The organism is Pseudomonas sp. Sample_22, from assembly GCF_004307635.1.
In the GTDB taxonomy this organism is placed as follows: Bacteria; Pseudomonadota; Gammaproteobacteria; order Pseudomonadales; family Pseudomonadaceae; genus Aquipseudomonas.
This window is the reverse complement of record NZ_RCNY01000082.1, coordinates 19998-40464: the sequence shown is the minus strand read 5'-3', so window position 1 is coordinate 40464 and position 20467 is coordinate 19998. Positions and strand designations below refer to the sequence as shown.

Here is a 20467-nt window from a genome sequence, read left to right as displayed (position 1 = left end):
GAGAGTCACATGCTGCTTTCTCTTGAACCCCGGGGCCAGCAATCACAGGTGATGTTGTGGTGTTCGCCATTGCTGGCGGCGGTCCTCACGCTGGGCTGTGGCTCATTGCTGTTCCTGGCATTGGGACATGCCCCCTGGCTGACCTTGCATACCCTGCTGATCGCGCCGGTCAGTGACTTGTATGGCGTCTGTGAGTTGCTGGTCAAGGCCTTGCCCATTCTGCTGTGCGCACTGGGCCTGGCGGTCGCGTACCGGGCGCGAATCTGGAACATCGGTGCCGAAGGTCAACTGTTGCTTGGCGCATTGGCTGGCAGTGCGCTGGCGGTAAACATCATTGATATGCAAAGCCGCTGGGCACTGGTTCTGATCCTGCTGGCCGGAGTTCTGGCCGGCGCGGCATGGGCCGGCCTGACCGCGTGGTTGCGAACCCGCTTCAACGCCAATGAAATCCTCACCAGCATCATGCTCAACTACATTGCCCTGAACCTGTTGTTGTATTGCGTCCACGGTCCGCTGAAAGACCCCGAAGGCTTCAACTTTCCGCAATCGGCGATGTTCGGTGACGCCAGCCGGTTGCCGCTGCTGACGGAGGATGGCCGGTTGCACGCCGGGGTGTATTTCGCCCTGCTCGCCTTGGTAACGGTGTGGGTGTTGTTGCAGAAAAGTTTTGTCGGTTTCCAGATCAAAGTGCTCGGGCTGGACAAGCGCGCGGCCGGGTTCGTCGGCTTTCGCGAGAAACGCCTGATCTGGCTGGCGCTGCTGATCAGCGGTGGCCTGGCGGGGCTGGCGGGGGTTTGCGAAGTCACTGGCCCCATTGGCCAGTTGGTACCGCAGGTGTCTCCGGGGTACGGCTACGCGGCGATCACCGTGGCGTTTCTTGGGCGGCTCAACCCCGTCGGAATTCTGCTTTCCAGCCTGTTGATGGCGCTGCTGTACATCGGTGGCGAGGGCGCGCAAATGAGCATGAATTTGCCACAGGCCATCACTCAGCTGTTCCAGGGAATGATGCTGTTTTTCCTGCTGGCCTGTGATGTGCTGATTCTTTATCGACCGCGATTGAACCTGCGCTGGGCACGCCGCGCACCCGCCACCGCCGTACACGCAGGAGCGCTTTGATGGATATCGATCTGCTGAGCAATATTTTCTACGCCATGGTGCGCTGCGGTACGCCGTTGTTGCTGGTGGCGCTGGGCGAACTGGTTTGCGAAAAAAGCGGCGTACTCAACCTGGGCCAGGAAGGCATGATGCTGTTCGGTGCGGTGATCGGGTTCATCGTCGCCTTCAACAGCGGCAACCTGTGGCTGGGGGTGTTGCTGGCGATGCTGGCCGGGATGTTGTTGGCGTCCCTGTTTGCACTGGTGGCACTGATGTTCAACGCCAATCAAGTCGCGACCGGATTGGCCCTGACGATTTTCGGCGTGGGGCTTTCAACCTTTGTCGGCGCGGCGTGGGTGGGCAAACCGTTGACAGGATTCGAGCCGCTGGCGATCCCGTACTTGAGCGACATTCCGCTGATCGGGCGGATGCTGTTTGCCCAGGATCTGCTGGTGTATCTGTCATTCGCGTTATTCGCGCTGGTGGCCTGGGTGGTACTGAAAAGCCGCACCGGGCTGATCATTCAGGCCGTCGGGGAAAACCCCGATGCAGCGAGCGCCATGGGGTTGCCGGTGTTGCGCGTACGCACGCTGGCGGTGTTGTTCGGTGGTGCCATGGCCGGGTTGGCCGGGGCTTATTTGTCCCTCGCCTATACCCCAATGTGGGCGGAGAACATGAGCGCCGGACGCGGCTGGATAGCGCTGGCGCTGGTGGTGTTTGCCAGTTGGCGGGTGTGGCGCCTGCTGCTCGGTGCGTATCTGTTCGGCCTCGCCAGCATCCTGCACCTGGTGGCACAGGGCTTGGGGCTGGCGATTGCGTCGAGTCTGTTGGCGATGCTGCCGTATGTCGCGACTATTGTGGTGCTGGTGTTGCTGTCGCGCGATGCATTGCGCACGCGGTTGTATGCGCCGGTATCGCTGGGGCAGCCGTGGCAGGCCGGACATTGATGACGACTGCACCGGCCTCATCGCTGGCAAGCCAGCTCCCACAGCTTTTTATGATGTGACACAGACCTCGCTTAAACCCGAGCGCCTGGTGGGAGCGGCGGTGCGACGATTCGACTTGCCCGCGATGAGGCCCTGACAGGCAACACTTGAGCAATGCCCCACGCCAGTTCGAGGACCAGGAAACCCACTACCAACAAACTGGCGCCGTGGGCCAGGGCATATGCCAGCCACGCGGCGAACAAAAACCGCGCCACCGCGTCATAGCGTCCATAAACCTGCTGCGGATCACGAATCCGCAACACCGACCACACGCAGACAATCGAGCCCAACAAATTCGCCATCAACAGGTGTACCGGTTCGAACGGTGGCAGCTCACCGGGCAAATTCAGGGCCTGGCTCACCCCCGTCAGAAGCCCATGCAACAGGGCGAAACTCCAGGGCGTGACAAACGCCGCCGTGACGATCAGGTCATACCAGGCACTGCCTTGCACCAAGCGACGGTATTGCGTTGAAGTCCACATCGACATTGCTCCATCAATTCAGGAGCAACAAGGCTAAAGCCTGGAGTATGCTCCAGGGTCAAGCCCTCCATGAGTCGAGAAAATGCGCATCGGTGAATTAGCCCAGGCCAGCGCCGTCAGCCGTGACACATTGCGCTTCTATGAGCAGCGCGGATTGATCGCGGCGCAACGCAGCGCCAATGGCTATCGCGACTATCCGCCCGACATGGTGCAACTGGTGCAGTACATCAAGACCGCTCAACGGCTGGGCTTTACCCTCGGCGAGATCGGTGACAGCGTCGCGGCCATCTCGCAGTCGCCTGATCCCGACAGCGCCGTCACGCAATTGCTGCAAGACAAACTCAAACTGATCGAAACCCGCATGGCCGAACTCGGCGCCCTGCGCGAAGAGTTGCAACAACGGCTCGGGCAACAGTGTCCATTGAATCCACGATTCTGAATCTACAAGGAAGCCACTCATGTCTACGGCAAAAACCGCACTCATCATCGGCGCCTCCCGCGGCTTGGGTCTTGGCCTGGTGAAGACCCTTCTGGCCGATGGCTGGCAAGTCACCGCCACCGTGCGCAACCCGCAGAATGCCGATGCGCTGAAGGCGTTGGGCGAAGTACGGATCGAGAAACTCGACATGGACGATCAGCAAGCGGTGCTCGCCTTGAGCCAACAGCTCAAGGGCGAGGTGTTCGACCTGCTGTTCGTCAATGCCGGGGTCAAGGGCCCGGACGTCCAGACGCCGAATGGTGGTGCAACGCTGGCCGACGTCGGTCAGTTGTTTTTCACCAACGCCGTGGCACCGATCAACCTGGCCCAGCGTTTTGTCGGGCAGATCCGCCCGGACACCGGCGTCCTGGCGTTCATGAGCTCGGTGCTGGGCAGCGTGACCATGCCCGACGCGCCGGAGCTGGCGTTGTACAAGGCGAGCAAGGCCGCGCTGAACTCCATGACCAACAGCTTCGTCACGCAATTGGGCGAAACCAGACTCACGGTGCTGTCGATGCATCCGGGCTGGGTGAAAACCGACATGGGCGGTGAAGGTGCGGACATCGATGTGGAAACCAGCACCCGTGGTCTGGTCGATCAGGTGAACGCGTACGTCGGCAAGGGCGGGCATCACTTCGTCAATTATCGGGGTGAAACCATTCCCTGGTAATCCGCCGCCCCTGTGTGAGCGAGCTTGCTCGCTCACACAGGGGCATGGGTTGTTCGGTCGGACCGGGCTTGCCCATGGCGGCGATTTGATCGAAACTTCGCACCTCGCCTCCCCGGCGACCCTGGATCAGCAGACAGGGCAACACTGAGCTGGCAACCCTGAACCCAACTTTCAGAGGAGCCGGCCAACATGCCTGCGACCCGTACCTGGTTAAAAAATCCCCTCGCCATTTTCACCTCCAACGATCTCGATGCCCGTGGCGGCCTTGTGCTGCAAGACGGTGTGATCGTCGAAGTGCTCGGCCTCGGTCAACAACCATCGGCGCCATGCAATGCAGAGTTCGATGCCCGCGAACATGTGATTCTGCCGGGCCTGATCAACACCCATCACCACTTCTATCAAACCCTGACCCGCGCCTGGGCGCCGGTGGTCAACCAGCCGTTGTTCCCGTGGCTGAAAACCCTGTACCCGGTATGGGCTCGGCTGACCCCGGAAAAGCTCGCCCTCGCCACCAAAGTCGCGCTGGCTGAGTTGCTGTTGTCCGGCTGCACCACCGCGGCCGATCACCATTATCTGTTCCCCGAAGGCCTGGAGAACGCGATCGACGTACAGGTCGAAAGCGTTCGCGAACTGGGCATGCGGGCGATGCTGACGCGCGGCTCCATGAGCCTCGGCGAAAAGGACGGCGGGCTGCCGCCGCAGCAGACTGTTCAGGAAGGCCAGGTGATCCTCGATGACAGCCAACGCCTGATCGCCGAGTACCACGAACGAGGCGACGGTGCGCAAATCCAGATCGCCCTGGCGCCGTGCTCGCCGTTTTCGGTAACCCCCGAAATCATGTCCGCCAGCGCCGAACTGGCGAACAAACTCGACGTTCGCCTGCACACGCACCTGGCCGAAACCCTCGACGAAGAAGACTTCTGCCTGCAACGTTTCGGCCTGCGCACCGTGGATTATCTGGACAGCGTCGGCTGGCTCGGCCCGCGCACGTGGCTGGCACACGGCATTCATTTCAACCCGGACGAAATCGCCCGCCTCGGCGCCGCCCGCACCGGTATTTGCCATTGCCCGAGTTCGAACATGCGCCTGGCTTCCGGCATTTGCCCGAGCATCGAACTGACTGACGCCGGCGCGCTGCTCGGTTTGGGCGTGGACGGTTCGGCGTCCAACGACGCCTCGAACATGATGCTCGAAGCGCGTCAGGCGCTGTACATCCAACGCTTGCGCTACGGCGCTGAAAAGATCACGCCGGAACGTGTGCTGGGTTGGGCAACCAAAGGTTCGGCCAGTCTGCTGGGGCGTACCGATATCGGCGAACTCGCGGTGGGCAAGCAAGCCGACCTGGCGCTGTTCAAGCTTGATGAGCTGCGGTTCTCCGGCAGCCATGACCCGGTGTCAGCGTTGCTGCTGTGCGGCGCGGACCGTGCGGATCGGGTGATGGTCGGCGGCAAGTGGCGAGTGATCGATGGACAGGTCGAGGGGCTGGATCTCAAAGGTCTGATCGCCGATCACAGCCAGGCGGCTCGGCAGTTGATTGCCGGCACCTGATCGCCACGATCCTTGTGGGAGCTGGCTTGCCAGCGATAGCAGACTGTCAGCCAACAGAGATGTTGAATGTGACGGCCTCATCGCGGGCGAGCCCGCTCCCACAGGTTTCTCTGGCGGTTCAAAGGCCCAGCAACGACAACATGATGAAAGTCGCGAACAGCACAAAGTGAGTCATGCCTTCGATGGCATTGGTTTCACCATCGTTGAGGTTGATCGCGCTGACGATCAGCGTGAGGAAGATCATCACGGTCTGCACCGGGGTCATGGCCATCTGGAAGGGTTGGCCGGTGTAAAGCGCCATGGCCTCCATCACCGGCACCGTCAGGATCACCGTCGACAACGACGCCCCCATGGCAATGTTCACCACCGACTGCATACGGTTGGCCAATGCCGCGCGTAATGCGGTCAGAATCTCCGGCGCCGCCGAGATCGCCGCCACCAGAATTGCCGTGACCACCGGCGGCGCGCCCGTTCCTTCCAGGCCCAGGTCGAGGGTCTTGGACATCACCTCGGCCAACGCGCCAATCACTACAACACCCAACACCAGCAGGCCGATCGACAGCGTCAGGTTGACCGGCGTCGGTTCCTCGTCCATGGGCGTTTTCTTGCGGCGCTTGTCCGGGTAGCTGTAACTGAAAAAATAACTGTGCGGCCCGACCTGCATGCGCAGGAACAATGTGTAAAGCACCACCATCGCACCAATGGTGAACGCCGAATAAAGCTTCCAGTTGGCTTCGGGAATGAACTCCGGCACCACCATGGAAACGCCCATGGCGGTGAGGATCATCACGCTGTAGCTGCGCGCAGAATCATCGTTGTACGACTGTTCGCCGTGCTTGAGCCCACCCATCAACGCCGCCAGGCCGAGGATGCCGTTGATGTCGAGCATCACCGCCGAGTAAATCGTGTCGCGCACCAGGGTCGCCGAGGCTTCGTTACGCATCATGATCGCCAGGATCACCACTTCCACCAGCACGGCGGCCAAGGTCAGGATCATGGTGCCGTAGGGATCGCCGACTTTTTCCGCGAGCAATTCGGCCTGATGGGCAACGCGCATGGACGCGGCGACGATGAAGGCAATCAGTACCAGCCCGCCGATCAGCGCGACCATCTGGCCGCTGTGCAGCAGCCAGTGTTCCAGCGGGAACGCAACGATGGCGGCGATCAAGGCCAGTAGCAGAAAGCTTTCTTGCTTGAAAATCGTGAGCATGGCGGGCCTTTTGCCGTGGGGTGCGATAAGCCACTGACTGCGGTGCGGCGCTAACGTTTCGTTAAACCTTAGCGCACCAGTGAATGGCAGCCGTGCCAGGCTGCGCACTTTTATCGGTCTTGCGGGCCCCATCGCCAGCAGGCTGGCTCCCACATTGGAATGCGTTCTCCTGTGGGAGCTTGCCTGCAAGCGATGGCCGTTACGCGGTTTCACCGTTTGTTGTCTTGTTGGTCAGCAATTTGCATTGCCCCTGCCAACCTCAAAACAAAATGGAGTTGGATTCATGCACAAACGTCCGTTGCAGAAGCTGCTTTGCGCCATCACCGCGGCCATCGGCCTGAGCGCCAGCCTGACCGTCAGTGCTGCCGATCCGCTGAAAGTCGGCTTCGTCTATATCGGTCCGATCGGTGACCACGGCTGGACGTATCAGCATGAACAGGGGCGCAAGGCACTGGCGGAAAAGTTCGGCGACCGGATCACCACTAACTACGTGGAAAACGTCGCTGAAGGCGCTGACGCCGAGCGGGTGATCCGCAACATGGCCAAGGATAAATACGACCTGATCTTCACCACGTCCTTCGGCTACATGAATCCGACGTTGAAAGTCGCCAAGCAGTTTCCCAACGAGATCTTCGAACACGCCACCGGCTACAAACAGGACAAGAATCTGGGCACTTACCTGGCACGCACCTATGAGGGGCGCTACGTCGGTGGATTCCTCGCAGCGAAAATGACCAAGAGCAAGAAAATCGGCTACGTCGCTTCGTTCCCGATCCCGGAAGTGATCCGCGACATCAACGCCATTCAGCTGGCCTTGAACAAATACAACCCCGGCACCGAGATCAAAGTGGTGTGGGTCAACTCGTGGTTCGATCCGGGTAAAGAAGCGGACGCCGCCAACGCGCTGATCGACCAGGGCGTGGACGTGGTCTTCCAGCACACCGACAGCCCGGCACCGATCCAGGCGGCCGAACGCCGCGGCGTATATGCCGTGGGCTACGCTTCGGACATGGCGCACTTCGGGCCGAAAGCCGTGCTGACTTCCATCGTCAACGACTGGGCACCGCACTACATTCAGGCAACCCAAAGCGTGATCGACCACACATGGAAGTCCCAGGACTATTGGGGCGGTTTGAAGGAAGGAACGGTTGAGCTGCCCATCAGCGACCTGGTACCGGCCGCAGTGAAATCAGAAGCCGAGCAGATCATCGCCGACATCAAGAGCGGTGCAATGCATCCGTTCACCGGCCCGATCAAGGATCAGGCCGGGGCCGAGAAAATTCCTGCCGGTGTGAGCGCGACCAATGCGCAGCTCGCGTCGATGAATTATTACGTGGAAGGCATGAAGGCCGAGATGCCGAAGTAAATTTGCCCCCCACACAAACCCTGTGGGAGCCAGCCTGCAGGCGATGACGGAACATCTGATCATTCCCACGCTCTGCGTGGAAATGCAGCCCGGGACGCTCCGCGTCCCAAAAGGCCGAACGCAGAGCGTCCGTTGAGGCATTCCCACGCGAAGCGTGGGAATGATCACATCTTAACGTTTTCAAGGATTGTGCATGAACAGTCTTCCGATCATCGACATCGCCCCGCTGTACAGTGACGACCAAACCGCCTGGCAATCCGTCGCCACTGAAATCGACCACGCCTGCCGCGAGTGGGGCTTTTTCTACATCAAGGGTCACCCGATCAGCGCCGAACGCATCGACGCGCTGCTCGACAGTGCCAAACGTTTCTTCGCCCAGCCCACCGCCGAAAAGCTCAAGATCGACATTACCCAGACCCGCCACCATCGTGGTTACGGCGCCATCGCCACCGAACAACTCGACCCGGGCAAACCCAGCGATCTGAAAGAGACTTTCGACATGGGCCTGCATCTGCCCGCCGACCATCCAGACGTGCTGGCGGAAAAACCCTTGCGCGGCCCCAACCGTCACCCGTCACTGCCCGGTTGGGCAACGTTGATGGAGCAGCATTACGTCGACATGCAGGCCTTGGCGCAGACCCTCTTGCGGGCAATGACTTTGGCACTGGGCATTGAACGGGATTTTTTCGATACGCGCTTCAGCGAGCCGGTCAGCGTGTTGCGCCTGATTCACTACCCGCCGCGCCATACCGCCAGCTGCGCAGAACAACAAGGTGCCGGGGCCCATACCGACTACGGTTGTATCACCCTGCTCTACCAGGATGCTGCCGGCGGCTTGCAAGTGCGCAATGTCAAAGGTGAGTGGATCGATGCGCCACCGATCGAAGGCACGTTCGTGGTCAACCTCGGCGACATGATGGCGCGCTGGAGCAACGACCGTTACCTGTCGACGCCGCACCGGGTGATCAGCCCCCTCGGCGTGGACCGCTACTCGATGCCATTCTTCGCCGAACCGCACCCGGACACCCGCATCGAATGCCTGCCGGGGTGTCAGGACGAATTGCATCCGGCGAAATACCCGGCCACCACGTGCGCGCAATTTCTGCTCTCGCGCTTCGCCGATACCTATGCTTATCGACGGGAGCAAGAAGCCGTGTAGTGAACCGGCTGGTCAGGTTTTGCCAATTGTTCGCGCCAGCACCTGTAGAATGTCCGCCATCTGCACCTGATGAGAAAAGAATTATGTACGACTGGCTGAACGCACTGCCCAAGGCAGAACTGCACTTGCACCTGGAGGGTTCGCTCGAGCCCGAATTGCTGTTCGCCCTGGCTGACCGCAACAAGATCGCCCTGCCGTGGAGCGATGTCGAAACCTTGCGCAAGGCCTACGCCTTCAACAACCTGCAAGAATTCCTCGACCTGTATTACCGGGGTGCCGATGTGTTGCGCACGTCGCAGGATTTCTACGACCTGACCTGGGCTTACCTGCTGCGCTGCAAAGAACAGAATGTGATTCACACCGAACCGTTCTTCGACCCGCAGACCCACACCGACCGCGGCATCCCGTTTGAAGTGGTGCTCAACGGCATCGCCGCCGCACTCAAGGATGGCGAGCAGCAACTGGGTATCACCAGTGGTTTGATCCTGAGTTTCCTGCGCCATCTGAGCGAAGAACAAGCGCAGAAAACCCTCGACCAGGCGCTGCCGTTCCGCGATGCGTTCGTCGCCGTGGGCCTGGACAGTTCCGAGATGGGCCACCCGCCGAGCAAGTTCCAGCGCGTGTTCGACCGAGCCCGTGACGAAGGCTTCCTGACCGTCGCCCACGCCGGTGAAGAAGGCCCGCCCGAGTACATTTGGGAAGCTCTCGACCTGTTGAAAATCCAGCGTATCGACCATGGCGTGCGCGCCATCGAAGACGAGCGCCTGATGCAGCGGATCATCGACGAGCAGATTCCGCTGACCGTGTGCCCGCTGTCCAATACCAAGCTCTGCGTGTTCGATCACATGTCGCAGCACAACATTCTCGACATGCTCGAACGCGGCGTGAAAGTGACCGTGAACTCCGATGACCCGGCGTACTTTGGCGGTTATGTCACCGAGAACTTCCATGCGCTGCACACGCATTTGGGCATGACTCAAGACCAGGCCAAGCGCCTGGCGCAGAACAGCCTGGATGCGCGATTGGTAAAACCCTGACGGATAAAACAGCCTCTGTGGGAGCTGGCTACCCAGCTTCCACAGGTTTGATCTCAGGCCGTTAAAAAGCCATTTCCAGCTCGGTTTGCTCGACGAAGCGTTGGATTTCACGTTGCCCGGCGGCGGTGACCTGCAAGGCACGCGAATCATTGGGCAGGTTCAACCAGCCCGACTGCATGAACAACTGCAACAACGCAGCGCCCAATGACCCGCCCATGTGTGGACGTCTCTCGCTCCAGTCCGGGCAAGCACATGCCGCCTTGCCCTGACGATGGGCAAGCGCCTGAATATATACACCGCGTGTCGCCAACTCGTTGGAGCCCTTGAGGGTGATCGTCACTCGATGATCAAACTGCTCGATCCACCCCGCATCCAGCAAACGCTGATAAAGATCAGCCGCCAGGGTTCCGCCCAGATGGTCGCCGCACAGTCGCGCGCGCAACATCGATGAGCGCAGAGCCTGCGGCTTGGCCAGGGGAGCGGAGCGTTTGAAAATGTCCGGAATGTCCTGCGGCGCGCTGGCCAGTGTTGCGCTGGCCAGTGCTTCGATCGCGGCACCGACTTCAGGGGCTGACAGACGGAAAAACCGCTTGCGCCCTCGGGTCTCGACTTTCAATAGTCCCCCGGCGGATAAACGCCCCAGGTGTGCACTGGCCGAAGAAGGAGAAAGGCCGGCCAACAAGGCCAGCTCTTCGGTTTGACGCGCCGAGCCATCCATCAAGGCCCACATCATTGCGCTGCGCTTTGGGTCAGCCAGCAAGGTGGCTATCTGGCTGATGCAAGGTGCATGTTCCATGTATTCACTCCCTGTTGAATCGTTTCGTCTACTGCTCAGAGACATCTTGACCAGTAATGTGTCGTCGGCCAAGACGCAGAAACCGCCATAGCCCGGGCAAAGTCTTTGCTCACCCAAGCCATCACCGGGTATCTGTTACAGAGGGCAGGCATTGGGACGCGTGACCAGGCCGACGCCAGCGGGGCTTCGCCATCGCGATCGACGGTGGGTACTTCGGGCGAGCGCTAGTATAGGCGGGTTGACGGCCGGTTCCTGCCCTCCGCAAACCGTTGGTGGTGATAGTTCCTGAGGGAAATTTCGCTTTTTAACTGCGACTAATCATCGATACCCGCCAACCCCGGAAAATGACTGCTCAATTTTGCGCATCGACTGGCAAGCATTTCCCGCAACAGGTTCACTGGCTTACTCAATTGTGCGCGATGGGCGCACAACAGATTCAGCGGTGCGCGCTCACAAACCAGCTCAGGCATCAGTATTTTCAAACGACCGGCAAGCACATCCCAGGCGACATCCAGCCAAGACTTGTAGGCGATGCCAGCCCCCGCCACCGCCCACAGCCGCACGACATCGGCGTCGTCGCTGAAACGGTCGCCGCTGACGGTCAAACCGATCTCCCGCTTGCCATCGTGAAAGCTCCAATGATCGTGAACGCGGCTGCCAAGCATGAACAGCAGGCAATTGTGTTGCGCCAACTGCTCCAGTTGCCGCGGTTCGCCATGCCGGGCCAGATAACCCGGCGCCGCACATAACACGCGGCGGTTTTGCGGGGCGATAGGCAGCGCCACCAGGCTGGAGTCTTCTGGCTCGCCGTAACGCAAGGCTATGTCCACCGGTTGCCGGAACAGATCGGCGATGCGATCGCCTAACAGCAAACGCACGGTGAGTTTCGGGTGCTCGCGCTGAAACTCGTCCAGCCACGGCAACAGCAGGTTGCGACCGAAGTCTGACGGCGCCGACAGCTGCAACACGCCACTGACCTGATCCTGACCACTGGCCAGCAAACGCCGGCCTTCATCGAGGTTGCTCAAGGCTGCCCGGGCGTATTCAAGAAAGCCCTCACCCTCAGCGGTCAAACGCAGGCTGCGGGTCGAACGGGCGAGCAAGCGGGCACCGAGTTGCTGTTCGATGCGTTTCAACGCTGCGCTGGCCACCGCTGCCGACATGTCCATACCCCGTGCAGCTGCCGACAAACTGCCCAGGTCCGCAGCCCGAACAAACAACTGCAAGTCATCGAAACGCAGCATCCCAACACCCAATTATCAAAAAAATATTGAAAGAGACTGCTCTTTTAACGGCTTTTATCTTCAGGAGAAATAGCCAATCATCTGCCCATCGAAATCACCCGCTCCGGAGTCGCAGATGTCCCAGCCCTTTACCGCTATCGCCACCCTCATCGCCAAGCCCGGCCAACAGGATGCCCTCGAGCAACACCTGCGGGCGCTGGTGGAACCGACCCGAGCCGAAGCCGGTTGCGGGCAATATGACCTGCATCAGGACCTGGCCAATCCCCTTGCCTTCTACATGATCGAGAAGTGGAGCAGCGACGAAGCCCTGCAAGCCCATGACGACAGTGCGCACATCCAGAACTTTCGCGCCAAGGCCCCTGATTTTCTCGAACACTTCGAACTCACGCGCCTGCGCTCGATCGCCTGATAGCTTGTTCTCTTAATGTTGCGGAGCCACACATGAAAGCCATTGCCTATTACGCGTCCCTGCCAATCAGCGACGAAAAATCCCTGCAGGACATCGAACTGCCTGAGCCGGTCGCCGGGCCGCGTGATCTGTTGGTGGAGGTCAAAGCGATTTCGGTCAATCCGGTGGATACCAAGGTCCGCCAGAACGTCCAGCCTGAAGGCGGCGCAGCCAAAGTGCTGGGCTGGGACGTGGCCGGTGTGGTCAAAGCGGTCGGCAGCGAAGTGACGTTGTTCAAGGCCGGCGACAAGGTGTTCTACGCCGGCTCCATCGCCCGCTCCGGTGCCAATAGCGAACTGCACGTGGTGGATGAGCGGATCGTCGGCCATATGCCGAAAACCCTGGGTTTCGCCGAAGCCGCCGCCCTGCCGTTAACCGCGATTACCGCCTGGGAGTTGCTCTTCGAACGCCTGCAAGTACCCGAAGGTAATACAGACGAAAACCAAAGCCTGCTGATCGTCGGCGCGGCCGGTGGAGTGGGCTCGATTCTCACGCAACTGGCCAGGCAGCTTACCGGGCTGAGCGTCATCGGCACCGCCTCACGTCCACAGACACAAAGCTGGGTGAAAGAACTGGGCGCCCATCACGTGATCGATCACAGCCAGCCACTGAGCGAAGCACTCAAGCGCGCAGGCATCAACGAGGTCACTCACGTTGCCAGTCTGACCCAGACCGATCATCATCTGGATCAATTGGTCGAGGCGTTGGCACCGCAAGGCAAACTGGCGCTGATCGACGATCCGAAAACCCTTGACGTAACCAAGCTCAAGCGCAAGAGCCTGTCGCTGCACTGGGAATTCATGTACACCCGCTCACTGTTTGAAACAGCGGACATGATCGAGCAGCACCATCTGCTCAACCGCGTGGCGCAGTTGATCGATGCAGGCACATTGAAAACCACGGTAGGCGAACATTTCGGCACCATCAGTGCGGCGAATCTGCGCCGTGCACATACCTTGCTGGAAAGCGGCAAATCCAAGGGCAAGATTGTGCTGGAAGGATTTTAACCACCGGTAAAAAACATCGCAGGCCGCCCCAGAGCCTGCGATGTGTTTTGTTACAAACCGTCAGTCCGACAGTTATGCCCTGTCACGATAGCGATCGCATTCAGGTCTACAATCGAATCTCCTGCGAGGCCACCTTCTACGAGACATCTTTTACAAGAGGAATTCGGTAATGAAGATCCTGTTAAAAGAATTGGCAAAATCCCAGTGGCAAGTCCGCCTGGATCAACATGTCGTAACGTTCCGCAGCGAGTCCGAAGCCCGCAATTTCATGCGCACCCTGGAATCACGCATTCAAGCGCCTCACTCAATCCCCGTACTCCAACCACAGCGTGCTGCCGGCTGACCTTTAAACCGGGGCTTGCGCCATTGCCCGTGCATTTTGCAAACGCCGGGTGAACATCGCCACGCTCACCACCAGAATTGCACACAGGCTGATGACCATGGCCATCGGCATGGCGCTGCCGTCGTGCAGAACTCCCACCAGCGCGGCAGCACCGGCGGCCACGCTGAACTGCAGGCAACCGAGCATCGCCGAAGCGCTGCCGGCGCGAGCGCCCTGGCCGTTCATGGCGCACGCCGATGCGTTTGGCAGAATGCAGCCGAGGCTGGCGATACAGACAAAGAGCGGGATCAGTAACGGCCACAGCTGTGTCGTGTGCAATGCACTGACGCCAAGCAGAGCCAGGCCGGCACCCAGGTAGACCCACACGGCACGCGCAAGCAGGAATGCCGGCCCGCGCTTGGCCAGCAAACGCGCATTGACCTGCGCCACCAGAATGAAACCCGCGGCATTGGCACCGAAGAACCAGCCGAAATGTTCGGCCGGAACGCCATAAAGTTTGATGAAGACGAACGGTGAACCGGCAATGTAGGAAAACATCCCGGCGATGGCGATACCACCGGTCAACGCGTGGCCGAGGTACACCGGTTCTTTCAAGAGCCGAGCATATTGGCGCAACGCCCCCGATAGCGGTTGGCGTGGCAAATGGGCCGGCATGCTCTCGGGCAAGCCGAGTGCCACAGCCAACCCTGCCAGAGCACTGAAACCGGTCAGCGCAAGAAAGATCGACTGCCAGCCCGTCGTATTGACCAACAGGCCGCCGAGCATCGGCGCCAGAATCGGCGCCAGCCCCATCACCAGCATCAGCTGTGAAAACACTTTCGCCGAACCCACCGCGTCGCATTTGTCGCTGACGATCGCCCGGGAAATCACCATTCCCGCGCATCCGCCCAATGCCTGGACAAAACGTGCACCGATCAGCCATTCCAGGTTTGGCGCATAGGCGCACGCCAGCGAAGCGGCGGTGAACAGCCCCACGCCGGTGAGCAAAGGAATGCGCCGCCCGAAACGATCCGCCACCGGCCCGTAAGCCAGTTGGCCGATGGACAGGCCGAGGAAGTAGGCGGCCAATGTCAGCTGAACGTGTTTTTCATCCGTACCGAACGCGAGCGCCATGGCCGGGAAAGCCGGCAGGTAGAAATCGATCGCCAATGGACCGAAAGCGCTTAACGCGCCAAGAATCAGAATGGTACGGAAGTTCATCAGGCACCCAGGGGCATTAGTCGGCAGCCCGACAGTCTAGCCGCGCATGGACGCCTTGAACATTACGATAGCTCGCTAACTATTAAAAAGATCAGGCGAGTTTGGCGCCATAGCCCTCTTCGCTGATCGCCTCGATCACCTGTTGCGCTGTCAGGGCACTCTCGACGCCGACCTCTCTCGCCGCCAGATCGACCCGTACGCTGGCCGCAGGATCTTTAGCCTGAACGGCCTCGGTGATGGCCCTGACGCAATGACCGCAGGACATACCTTCAACATTGAACACTTGCATGGAAAACTCCCTGGATGTGGCTCTTGAATGAGGTTGAGTACAGTCTCGAGCTTGCCACCATGGCAAGGTCAAGTTCTGAAGTGATCTGCCGGGCTGGCAATCATCGTCGCGCTCGGCCAAGCTGCGAGCATCAATGACTCGATCTCAGGAGATTCAGCCATGCGCTGGTCAGTTTTCAGCCTGTTTGGCTTCCTCAGCCTTTTCGCCGCCGTGCCGTCGGCCAGTGCCGCCGGGGAGGACTATGGCGTGCTGATCATTTCCCGCGAGCGCCTGGAAGTCGCGACCAGCTGCGAAATCGGCGTGTACATCCAGGACCAATTGGCGGCGCGGCTGTTCCAGGAACAAAGCACCTCATTCAATCTGCCGCCGGGCAATGTGTCCCTGCGCCTCAAACTGCTGCCGGGTCAGGTGCCTGGCTGCAATCCGGGCATGTTGGCGCCGGGCTCGCAGGACATTCAGCTCCGGGCGGGCGATGTGCTCAAGTACCGGATTGCGATGACGCAGGAAGGGATGTACCTGAAGCGCGCAGGGCTCGGTTACTGAAGACCACCACCCTGTAGGCGCGAGGCTTTCCCGCGAAGGGGTCATTTCATTCGATATCGATTATTGAATGTGGCGCGCCCTTCGCGGGCAAGCCTCGCTCCTGCATAGGCAAAACTTTGCGCTTGACCTTGCCAGCATGGCAAGGTTGATCCTGTAGACATCTACTACAGGGAGTGCGACCGATGTCCGATTCCACCACGTTCGATCTGCCGATTGCCGGCATGACCTGTGCCAGTTGCGCCGGCCGTGTCGAGCGCGCCTTGAGCAAGGTCATCGGGGCCAGCGCCGTGAGCGTCAACCTCGCCACCGAACAGGCGCGGGTTCAGGCGCCAGCCGATAGCCTGCCAGCCTTGATGGATGCCGTGGCAAAGGCTGGCTACAGCGTGCCACAGCAAACCCTTGAATTAAACATCGACGGCATGACCTGCGCGTCCTGCGTCGGCCGCGTCGAGCGTGCGCTGACCAAAGTGCCCGGGGTGAAAAGCGTCAGCGTCAACCTGGCGAACGAGCGCGCTCATCTTGAACTGCTCGGGCAGATCGATCCGCAAACCTTGATCGGCGCCGTGACCAAGGCCGGCTATGGCGCCAGCGTCCGGGAAGCCGAACACCCGCAAACCGACAATCAACAGTCCCGCCTGCAACACGAACGCTGGGCCTTGATCGCGGCCATCACCCTCGCCTTGCCGCTTGTCTTGCCGATGCTCCTGCAACCGTTCGGTGTGCATTGGATGCTCCCGGCGTGGGCGCAATTTGCCCTGGCCACCCCGGTGCAATTCATCTTCGGCGCGCGGTTTTATGTGGCGGCGTGGAAAGCTGTGCGCGCCGGTGCCGGCAACATGGATTTGCTGGTCGCACTGGGCACCAGCGCCGGTTATGGCTTGAGTGTCTACGAGTGGGCCATCGCTGCCGGACGCATGCCGCATCTGTATTTCGAAGCGTCGGCGGTGGTGATTGCCTTGGTGTTGCTGGGCAAGTACCTGGAAAGCCGCGCCAAGCGCCAGACTGCCAGCGCCATCCGCGCACTCGAAGCGTTACGCCCGGAGCGGGCGATTCAGGTAATCGATGGCCGTGAACAAGATGTCGCCATCAGTGCCCTGCGCTTGAATGATCTGGTGCTGGTCAAACCCGGCGAACGCTTTCCGGTGGACGGCGAAGTGATCGAAGGCCAAAGCCATGCCGATGAAGCGTTGATCAGCGGTGAAAGCCTGCCGGTACCGAAACAACCCGGCGATAAAGTGACCGGCGGTGCGATCAACGGTGAAGGTCGATTACTGGTCCGCACTCGGGCGCTCGGCGCGGAAACCGTGTTGGCACGCATCATTCGCCTGGTGGAAGACGCTCAGGCAGCGAAGGCACCGATCCAGAAACTGGTGGATAAAGTCAGCCAGATCTTCGTGCCCGTGGTGCTGTTGCTGGCCCTGGCGACGCTGATCGGCTGGTGGCTGTATGGCGCACCACTGGAAACGGCGCTGATCAACGCCGTTGCGGTGCTGGTGATCGCCTGTCCTTGTGCGTTGGGCCTGGCCACACCCACGGCGATCATGGCCGGCACCGGGGTGGCGGCGCGTTACGGAATTCTGATCAAGGACGCCGAAGCGCTGGAACGTGCCCATGAAGTCAGTGCGGTGGTGTTCGACAAGACCGGCACCCTGACCTCCGGAGCCCCACGCATCGCGCACTTGAGTGCGGTGGACGGTGACGAAGCCGCCCTGCTGCAATGGGCCGGCGCGCTGCAACGGGGCAGTGAACACCCTTTGGCCAAAGCCGTACTGGACGCCTGTACTGAACGCAGGTTGCAGGTGGACGACGTCACCGACAGCCAATCACTGACCGGACGCGGCATTGCCGGCACCCTTGAAGGTCGACGACTGGCGCTGGGCAACCGGCGTCTGCTTGAAGAAAGCGGCCTGAACGCCGGTGCCCTGGCTGAATCCGCCGCAGTGTGGGAAACCGAAGGCCGTACCTTGTCCTGGCTGATCGAACAAAAACCCGAACCACGGGTGCTGGGCCTGTTTGCCTTTGGCGACACGCTCAAGCCCGGTGCTCTGCAAGCGGTACAGCAATTGAGCGCACGGCACATCAGCAGCCATTTGCTGACCGGCGACAATCGCGGCAGTGCCAACGTGGTTGCGCAGGCACTGGGCATCAGAGACGTGCACGCCGAAGTGTTGCCAGCGGACAAAGCCGCGACGGTGGCTGCGCTGAAACAGACCGGCGTGGTGGCGATGGTCGGCGACGGCATCAACGACGCCCCAGCCTTAGCTGCGGCCGACATCGGCATCGCCATGGGCGGCGGCACCGACGTGGCCATGCACGCCGCCGGCATCACCCTGATGCGCGGCGACCCGCGCTTGGTGCCCGCTGCACTGGAGATCAGTCGCAAGACCTACGCGAAAATCCGCCAAAACCTGTTCTGGGCGTTCGTCTATAACCTGATTGGTATTCCGCTGGCAGCGTTCGGTTTCCTCAACCCGGTACTGGCCGGCGCAGCGATGGCGTTGTCGAGCGTCAGCGTGGTGAGCAATGCGTTACTGTTGAAAACCTGGAAACCCGCGGACTTGGAGAACAATCGATGAACATCGGTCAAGCGGCCCGGCACAGTGGCCTGAGCGCAAAAATGATCAGGTATTACGAATCCATCGGATTGCTCAAGGCAGCCCACCGTACCGACAGCGGTTATCGGGTGTACGGTGATGACGACTTGCACACCCTGGCATTCATCAAGCGCTCGCGGGACCTGGGGTTTTCCCTGGAAGAAGTCGGCAAGCTGCTGGCCCTGTGGCACGATCGCCAACGTGCCAGTGCCGATGTGAAGGCGCTGGCCCGCCAGCATATCGATGAACTGAACCAGAAGATCCGCGAGTTGGGGCAATTGCGCGATACCTTGCAGGACCTGGTTGAGCACTGCCAGGGCGATCATCGACCTGATTGTCCGATTCTGAAGAACCTTGAGTCGGGGTGCTGTGCCTGATCGCAGCTTCTACAGGAGGATGTGTGTTGTGCATAAAAAACCCGGCCGAAGCCGTAATGCTGTTCACTTAAGAGAACGTTAGTATCCTGTGGCGAGGGAGCTCGTCGCATCGCCGCACCGTCCCGCTGGGCTGCGCAGCAGTCCTTTTTAGGGCCGCTTCGCGCCCCAGCGGGAGCAAGCTCCCTCGCCACGGGTACAGTGTTCTTCCCTTAAGTGAACAGCATTAGGCCGAAGCCGGGTTTTTGTTTAGCCAATCACTGCATCCATGGCGGAGGCGGCTCTTCGGTTTTGCTGGCTGGCGCATCGTCAGCGGCACGGGCTGCTTGCTTGCGCTCTTCATCCAGGCGCGCCGCCTCGATCTCACGCATGATGCCGCCAACGTCGGCCAGCTCTTCCGGCTCGTCGAACTCGCCGGTCAGGACGCTGGCCGGGTGCAGGGTGCCGGCCTCGTACAAGGCCCACATTTCCTTGGCATAACGGGTCTTTTTCAACTCCGGTGCGAACCGCCCGAAGTACGACGCCATATTGCCCACATCCCGTTCCAGCATGCTGAACGCGTGGTTGTTGCCCGCGGCATCCACCGCTTGCGGCAAGTCGATGATCACCGGACCGGTCGGCGTCAGCAGAACGTTGAACTCGGACAGGTCACCGTGCACCAAACCGGTACACAACATCAGCACGATCTGCGAAATCAGAAAGGCGTGATACTCGCGGGCCTGGTCAGGCTCCAGCACCACGTCGTTCAAACGCGGCGCGGCATCGCCGTATTCGTCGGCCACCAGCTCCATGAGCAGCACGCCTTCGAGGAAGTCATACGGCTTGGGCACCCGCACGCCGGCACTGGCCAGACGGAACAGCGCCGCCACTTCGGCGTTCTGCCAGGCGTCTTCGGTTTCCTTGCGGCCAAACTTGGAGCCCTTGGCCATGGCCCGGGCCTGACGGCTGTTGCGCACCTTGCGGCCTTCCTGATACTCGGCTGCCTGGCGGAAACTGCGTTTATTCGCCTCCTTGTAGACCTTCGCGCAACGTAGCTGGTTGCCGCAGCGCACTACATAAACAGCTGCTTCTTTACCACTCATGAGTGGGCGCAGCACCTCGTCGACCAGACCGTCCTCGATCAGGGGTTCAATGCGTTTTGGAGTCTTCATCAGCTTTTATTGTGGGTCCTTTATTACCAAACACGCGAAAGTCATTCGTTATACGGCAATCCACTCACCGGTGGGAGGGGGGGCCGACCTATGAACACTGCCAGGAGCAACACAAAGCACACAATGTGCCGGATTCCTCACAAAAACCTGACGTCCATCGCCGGGCGCCAATGATCATAGCCGAGGCTGTGTCGCTTGTTCTTCAGGGCCTGCGAGGGCATTTGTGACAGAAGCTGACATCCGCCTTCCCGCGCTTCGCAGGATTTTTCCTGGCGCCCCTCAATTTCCTCCGACAACAGCCGAAGTCCTAAGTGACAAAGTGAATTGTCCGACAAACGCTTCGCCAACAAATAGCGCATCGCACTCAAGGATTCGAGTAGACCAAGAACGTTTTCGGCTGCCAAAAATCCGCGAGTCATCTGCACTGCGTGGGCCTACAAGAAAATC

General features: G+C 60.2%; 22 protein-coding genes. 14 read left to right on the top strand and 8 right to left on the bottom strand.

Going from position 1 to position 20467, the window contains the following annotated elements; genetic code table 11:
• Positions 1 to 9 precede the first annotated feature (9 nt).
• A complete protein-coding gene (locus tag D8U73_RS21885; protein WP_056852525.1) occupies positions 10 to 1116 on the top strand; it encodes an ABC transporter permease in 1107 nt (368 codons plus the stop codon).
• The gene (locus tag D8U73_RS21880; protein WP_056852524.1) at positions 1116 to 2042 is read left to right on the top strand and encodes an ABC transporter permease; all 927 of its coding nucleotides are present in this window, start codon (positions 1116 to 1118) and stop codon (positions 2040 to 2042) included. Before D8U73_RS21885 ends, D8U73_RS21880 begins: the two co-directional genes overlap by 1 nt.
• A gap of 71 nt (positions 2043 to 2113) precedes the next feature.
• Here the strand turns inward: D8U73_RS21880 and D8U73_RS21875 are convergent, their stop codons facing one another.
• Positions 2114 to 2563 carry a hypothetical protein gene (locus D8U73_RS21875; protein ID WP_130905781.1) on the bottom strand — a complete coding sequence of 150 codons (450 nt, stop codon included), beginning with the start codon at positions 2561 to 2563 and terminating at the stop codon, positions 2114 to 2116.
• Positions 2564 to 2645: 82 nt separating this feature from the next.
• Between D8U73_RS21875 and D8U73_RS21870 the strand changes: the two genes are divergently transcribed.
• The 3 genes from D8U73_RS21870 (at position 2646) to D8U73_RS21860 (ending at position 5259) form a co-directional block, all read left to right on the top strand.
• Entirely contained in the window at positions 2646 to 3002 is a 357-nt protein-coding gene (locus D8U73_RS21870) for a MerR family transcriptional regulator (RefSeq protein ID WP_056852522.1), read from the top strand.
• A 19-nt stretch (positions 3003 to 3021) separates the two neighbouring features.
• Complete coding sequence (locus tag D8U73_RS21865; RefSeq protein WP_130905780.1) at positions 3022 to 3711, top strand: SDR family oxidoreductase; 690 nt, start codon at positions 3022 to 3024, stop codon at positions 3709 to 3711.
• 189 nt (positions 3712 to 3900) lie between these two features.
• Positions 3901 to 5259 (top strand): 8-oxoguanine deaminase, encoded by a 1359-nt coding sequence (locus D8U73_RS21860; RefSeq protein ID WP_130905779.1) that lies wholly within the window; start codon positions 3901 to 3903, stop codon positions 5257 to 5259.
• Positions 5260 to 5377: 118 nt separating this feature from the next.
• Here D8U73_RS21860 and D8U73_RS21850 read toward each other — a convergent pair whose 3' ends face one another.
• Entirely contained in the window at positions 5378 to 6469 is a 1092-nt protein-coding gene (locus D8U73_RS21850) for a calcium:proton antiporter (RefSeq protein WP_130905778.1), read from the bottom strand.
• Between the two features lie 283 nt (positions 6470 to 6752).
• On the opposite strand from D8U73_RS21850, the gene D8U73_RS21845 reads away from it, so the two are divergent.
• The 3 genes from D8U73_RS21845 (at position 6753) to D8U73_RS21835 (ending at position 10031) form a co-directional block, all read left to right on the top strand.
• Positions 6753 to 7835, top strand: a complete 1083-nt coding sequence (locus D8U73_RS21845) for a BMP family ABC transporter substrate-binding protein (RefSeq protein WP_130905777.1) — start codon at positions 6753 to 6755, stop codon at positions 7833 to 7835.
• Between the two features lie 193 nt (positions 7836 to 8028).
• The gene (locus tag D8U73_RS21840; protein WP_130905776.1) at positions 8029 to 8994 is read left to right on the top strand and encodes a 2-oxoglutarate and iron-dependent oxygenase domain-containing protein; all 966 of its coding nucleotides are present in this window, start codon (positions 8029 to 8031) and stop codon (positions 8992 to 8994) included.
• Positions 8995 to 9077: 83 nt separating this feature from the next.
• A complete protein-coding gene (locus D8U73_RS21835) occupies positions 9078 to 10031 on the top strand; it encodes an adenosine deaminase (RefSeq protein WP_130905775.1) in 954 nt (317 codons plus the stop codon).
• Positions 10032 to 10092: 61 nt separating this feature from the next.
• Here D8U73_RS21835 and D8U73_RS21830 read toward each other — a convergent pair whose 3' ends face one another.
• Together D8U73_RS21830 and D8U73_RS21825 are read right to left on the bottom strand one after the other, a co-directional pair.
• On the bottom strand, positions 10093 to 10827 hold the full coding sequence (locus D8U73_RS21830; RefSeq protein ID WP_056852515.1) for a helix-turn-helix transcriptional regulator: 735 nt from the start codon (positions 10825 to 10827) through the stop codon (positions 10093 to 10095).
• Positions 10828 to 11141: 314 nt separating this feature from the next.
• A complete protein-coding gene (locus D8U73_RS21825; protein WP_130905774.1) occupies positions 11142 to 12071 on the bottom strand; it encodes a LysR family transcriptional regulator in 930 nt (309 codons plus the stop codon).
• 115 nt (positions 12072 to 12186) lie between these two features.
• Between D8U73_RS21825 and D8U73_RS21820 the strand changes: the two genes are divergently transcribed.
• The 3 genes from D8U73_RS21820 to D8U73_RS29255 all read left to right on the top strand — a co-directional run bounded on the left by D8U73_RS21820 (position 12187) and on the right by D8U73_RS29255 (position 13869).
• Complete coding sequence (locus D8U73_RS21820) at positions 12187 to 12480, top strand: putative quinol monooxygenase (RefSeq protein WP_056852513.1); 294 nt, start codon at positions 12187 to 12189, stop codon at positions 12478 to 12480.
• A 32-nt stretch (positions 12481 to 12512) separates the two neighbouring features.
• A complete protein-coding gene (locus D8U73_RS21815) occupies positions 12513 to 13526 on the top strand; it encodes a zinc-binding alcohol dehydrogenase family protein (RefSeq protein WP_130905773.1) in 1014 nt (337 codons plus the stop codon).
• A 169-nt stretch (positions 13527 to 13695) separates the two neighbouring features.
• On the top strand, positions 13696 to 13869 hold the full coding sequence (locus D8U73_RS29255; protein ID WP_177336546.1) for a hypothetical protein: 174 nt from the start codon (positions 13696 to 13698) through the stop codon (positions 13867 to 13869).
• 3 nt (positions 13870 to 13872) lie between these two features.
• Here the strand turns inward: D8U73_RS29255 and D8U73_RS21810 are convergent, their stop codons facing one another.
• Positions 13873 to 15069: a multidrug effflux MFS transporter gene (locus D8U73_RS21810; RefSeq protein WP_130905772.1), complete on the bottom strand. Its 1197-nt coding sequence runs from the start codon at positions 15067 to 15069 to the stop codon at positions 13873 to 13875.
• Between the two features lie 91 nt (positions 15070 to 15160).
• Entirely contained in the window at positions 15161 to 15358 is a 198-nt protein-coding gene (locus tag D8U73_RS21805; RefSeq protein WP_130905771.1) for a cation transporter, read from the bottom strand.
• 159 nt (positions 15359 to 15517) lie between these two features.
• Here D8U73_RS21805 and D8U73_RS21800 point away from each other — a divergent pair, with 159 nt between their 5' ends.
• The 3 genes from D8U73_RS21800 (at position 15518) to cueR (ending at position 18872) form a co-directional block, all read left to right on the top strand.
• The gene (locus D8U73_RS21800) at positions 15518 to 15901 is read left to right on the top strand and encodes a hypothetical protein (protein ID WP_056852509.1); all 384 of its coding nucleotides are present in this window, start codon (positions 15518 to 15520) and stop codon (positions 15899 to 15901) included.
• Between the two features lie 182 nt (positions 15902 to 16083).
• A complete protein-coding gene (locus D8U73_RS21795; protein ID WP_130905770.1) occupies positions 16084 to 18477 on the top strand; it encodes a heavy metal translocating P-type ATPase in 2394 nt (797 codons plus the stop codon).
• Positions 18474 to 18872 carry a Cu(I)-responsive transcriptional regulator gene (gene cueR / locus D8U73_RS21790; RefSeq protein WP_130905769.1) on the top strand — a complete coding sequence of 133 codons (399 nt, stop codon included), beginning with the start codon at positions 18474 to 18476 and terminating at the stop codon, positions 18870 to 18872. The genes D8U73_RS21795 and cueR overlap by 4 nt, the downstream gene beginning before the upstream one ends.
• Positions 18873 to 19126: 254 nt before the next feature.
• Here cueR and D8U73_RS21785 read toward each other — a convergent pair whose 3' ends face one another.
• Positions 19127 to 20020, bottom strand: coding sequence for a PA4780 family RIO1-like protein kinase (locus D8U73_RS21785; protein ID WP_056852506.1), 894 nt, complete (start codon positions 20018 to 20020; stop codon positions 19127 to 19129).
• Between the two features lie 137 nt (positions 20021 to 20157).
• Entirely contained in the window at positions 20158 to 20445 is a 288-nt protein-coding gene (locus D8U73_RS21780) for a hypothetical protein (protein WP_130905768.1), read from the bottom strand.
• Between the last annotated feature and the right edge of the window lie 22 nt (positions 20446 to 20467).

Excerpts from the sequence above, each read along its gene's own strand:
- D8U73_RS21830 (WP_056852515.1), bottom strand. The coding sequence starts at position 10,827 with ATGGAACATGCACCTTGCATCAGCCAGATAGCCACCTTGCTGGCTGAC.
- D8U73_RS21865 (WP_130905780.1), top strand. The coding sequence starts at position 3,022 with ATGTCTACGGCAAAAACCGCACTCATCATCGGCGCCTCCCGCGGCTTG.
- D8U73_RS21850 (WP_130905778.1), bottom strand. The coding sequence starts at position 6,469 with ATGCTCACGATTTTCAAGCAAGAAAGCTTTCTGCTACTGGCCTTGATC.
- D8U73_RS21805 (WP_130905771.1), bottom strand. The coding sequence starts at position 15,358 with ATGCAAGTGTTCAATGTTGAAGGTATGTCCTGCGGTCATTGCGTCAGG.
- D8U73_RS21815 (WP_130905773.1), top strand. The coding sequence starts at position 12,513 with ATGAAAGCCATTGCCTATTACGCGTCCCTGCCAATCAGCGACGAAAAA.
- cueR (WP_130905769.1), top strand. The coding sequence starts at position 18,474 with ATGAACATCGGTCAAGCGGCCCGGCACAGTGGCCTGAGCGCAAAAATG.
- D8U73_RS21880 (WP_056852524.1), top strand. The coding sequence starts at position 1,116 with ATGGATATCGATCTGCTGAGCAATATTTTCTACGCCATGGTGCGCTGC.
- D8U73_RS21795 (WP_130905770.1), top strand. The coding sequence starts at position 16,084 with ATGTCCGATTCCACCACGTTCGATCTGCCGATTGCCGGCATGACCTGT.
- D8U73_RS21825 (WP_130905774.1), bottom strand. The coding sequence starts at position 12,071 with ATGCTGCGTTTCGATGACTTGCAGTTGTTTGTTCGGGCTGCGGACCTG.
- D8U73_RS21810 (WP_130905772.1), bottom strand. The coding sequence starts at position 15,069 with ATGAACTTCCGTACCATTCTGATTCTTGGCGCGTTAAGCGCTTTCGGT.
- D8U73_RS21820 (WP_056852513.1), top strand. The coding sequence starts at position 12,187 with ATGTCCCAGCCCTTTACCGCTATCGCCACCCTCATCGCCAAGCCCGGC.
- D8U73_RS21860 (WP_130905779.1), top strand. The coding sequence starts at position 3,901 with ATGCCTGCGACCCGTACCTGGTTAAAAAATCCCCTCGCCATTTTCACC.
- D8U73_RS21800 (WP_056852509.1), top strand. The coding sequence starts at position 15,518 with ATGCGCTGGTCAGTTTTCAGCCTGTTTGGCTTCCTCAGCCTTTTCGCC.
- D8U73_RS21870 (WP_056852522.1), top strand. The coding sequence starts at position 2,646 with ATGCGCATCGGTGAATTAGCCCAGGCCAGCGCCGTCAGCCGTGACACA.
- D8U73_RS21845 (WP_130905777.1), top strand. The coding sequence starts at position 6,753 with ATGCACAAACGTCCGTTGCAGAAGCTGCTTTGCGCCATCACCGCGGCC.
- D8U73_RS21785 (WP_056852506.1), bottom strand. The coding sequence starts at position 20,020 with ATGAAGACTCCAAAACGCATTGAACCCCTGATCGAGGACGGTCTGGTC.
- D8U73_RS21835 (WP_130905775.1), top strand. The coding sequence starts at position 9,078 with ATGTACGACTGGCTGAACGCACTGCCCAAGGCAGAACTGCACTTGCAC.
- D8U73_RS21885 (WP_056852525.1), top strand. The coding sequence starts at position 10 with ATGCTGCTTTCTCTTGAACCCCGGGGCCAGCAATCACAGGTGATGTTG.
- D8U73_RS21840 (WP_130905776.1), top strand. The coding sequence starts at position 8,029 with ATGAACAGTCTTCCGATCATCGACATCGCCCCGCTGTACAGTGACGAC.
- D8U73_RS29255 (WP_177336546.1), top strand. The coding sequence starts at position 13,696 with ATGAAGATCCTGTTAAAAGAATTGGCAAAATCCCAGTGGCAAGTCCGC.
- D8U73_RS21875 (WP_130905781.1), bottom strand. The coding sequence starts at position 2,563 with ATGTGGACTTCAACGCAATACCGTCGCTTGGTGCAAGGCAGTGCCTGG.